Annotated in this window: 2 protein-coding genes; one reads left to right on the top strand and one right to left on the bottom strand. The window is 43.4% G+C overall.

Features of this window, described 5'->3' with window-relative positions:
• Nucleotides 1-273 precede the first annotated feature (273 nt).
• Nucleotides 274-1,224 (top strand): class I SAM-dependent methyltransferase, encoded by a 951-nt coding sequence (locus APA_RS20645; RefSeq protein ID WP_201324115.1) that lies wholly within the window; start codon nt 274-276, stop codon nt 1,222-1,224.
• Between the two features lie 32 nt (nt 1,225-1,256).
• Here the strand turns inward: APA_RS20645 and APA_RS20640 are convergent.
• Nucleotides 1,257-1,631: CHAT domain-containing protein (locus APA_RS20640; RefSeq protein WP_201324114.1), on the bottom strand; the 375-nt coding region annotated here is incomplete at its 5' end.

Below are 1,631 nucleotides of genomic sequence, written 5' to 3'. Positions count from 1 at the left end.
GCTGCCGTGTACACACAAGTCTAATTGTCTACGTTTCGATCTCTTTAAGCCCCCTAAATCCCCCAATTCTGGGGGACTTTGAAAGAATTTTATTTTCTTGTTCCCCCAGAATTGGGGGCTAGGGGGCAGATAATTGTTGACTTAGCTAGGTTTTATGACTTGTGTGTACACCGTAGCCTTTACAAGGGGGGCTGGGGGGGATCTAGCTCAATTCTTAAATAAGTTTCTGATCAGATTGGTATAATGTCTGCGGTTATAATTAAAAAATTTAAAATGACTGTTACCACTTCAGCTCCTAACCCCAAAATTGGATTAGCTTCTCGATTAGTAAATGGCATCTTAGCGATCGCGCCTTTATTCAACATAGCCAAGCAACGCGCTCGCAAAATGATGATCGAACGTGCTGAGTCGATGGGCGTAAACTGGCTTCAAATTGCCGCCGATCTCCAAAAACAAGATCTTGAAGCTGAACTAAACCAAGTTCAAAATCCTAATTTAAAATATCCCGAATATTACCTCAAGCCTTTCCATGCCTATGAAGAAGGTAACCTAGGCTGGTTGCCTGCAACTGAAGTGGAATCTGCGGCATATGCTGTCCACTCTCGGATCTGGAAGGATGAAACACCTCCAATTGAGGGTGATGCGAGGTTGCGTCAGAGCTATTTTGATATTGTGAAAGAAAAGATTAGCACTCAGCCTCAAGATATCCTCGATATCGGTTGCAGCGTTGGCATGAGCACTTTCGCTCTACATAAGGCTTATCCTCAAGCCAAAATTACTGGGCTGGATTTATCACCACATTTTTTAGCGATCGCAAATTACAATACGCGCACCAAACATCCTGAATTAGCCGAAAATGGACAAGTGCAATGGATTCATTCCACTGCTGAACAAACAGGATTACCTGATAGTTCCTTTGATTTTGTATCCTGTTTCCTGCTATTCCATGAGTTGCCTCAAGATGCGACTCGCCAAATCCTGCGCGAGATGCGCCGTGTTTTGCGCCCCAATGGTCATTTTGCCCTGATGGATATGAATCCCTACTCAGATATTTATGTCAAAATGCCGCCCTATATTTTGACTCTACTCAAAAGTACGGAACCCTATCTCGATCAGTACTTCTCTTTTGATCTCGCATCCGAATTAGTCGCCGCAGGGTTTGAGGCTCCAACGATCATTGCTAATACTCCGCGTCACCGCACTGCGATCGCTAAAGCAGCCTAAATAAACTTGTAAGGGCAATTCATGAATTGTCCTTACAAGCCATTGCCGATCGCAAAAAATGCTGACCAGTAGAAAGGATGATTATATTTGGGTGATTTGATCAGAGCAACTTGCGCTCTATGTAGAGCCTCAGTGGATGTAACATCGCCTTTTTTGAGTTCACCATAAAAGGCAGTCATGAGAGCCTGTGTACCAGCATCATCGACTAGCCAGAGAGATGCGATCGCATTTTTTGCTCCTGCTTTTTGGACTTGATAGCCAAATCCCAATATTTCTACACCATCGCCAAGCTTGCCAACTCCAGTCTGACAAGCACTCAATATAATCAAATCTATATTCGGAATCTGCCATTCAGAGATTTCATTGAGCTTGATTTTGTCGCCATTGCCAAAAATGATGAATGAATT

The organism is Pseudanabaena sp. lw0831 (genome assembly GCF_016584665.1).
GTDB lineage: Bacteria > Cyanobacteriota > Cyanobacteriia > Pseudanabaenales > Pseudanabaenaceae > Pseudanabaena.
The sequence above is the reverse complement of the archived record's forward strand: the minus strand, read 5'-3'. Positions and strand labels throughout refer to the sequence as shown.

Bases quoted from the DNA above. Each gene is read 5' to 3' on its own strand.
- APA_RS20645 (WP_201324115.1), top strand. From the start codon at position 274: ATGACTGTTACCACTTCAGCTCCTAACCCCAAAATTGGATTAGCTTCT.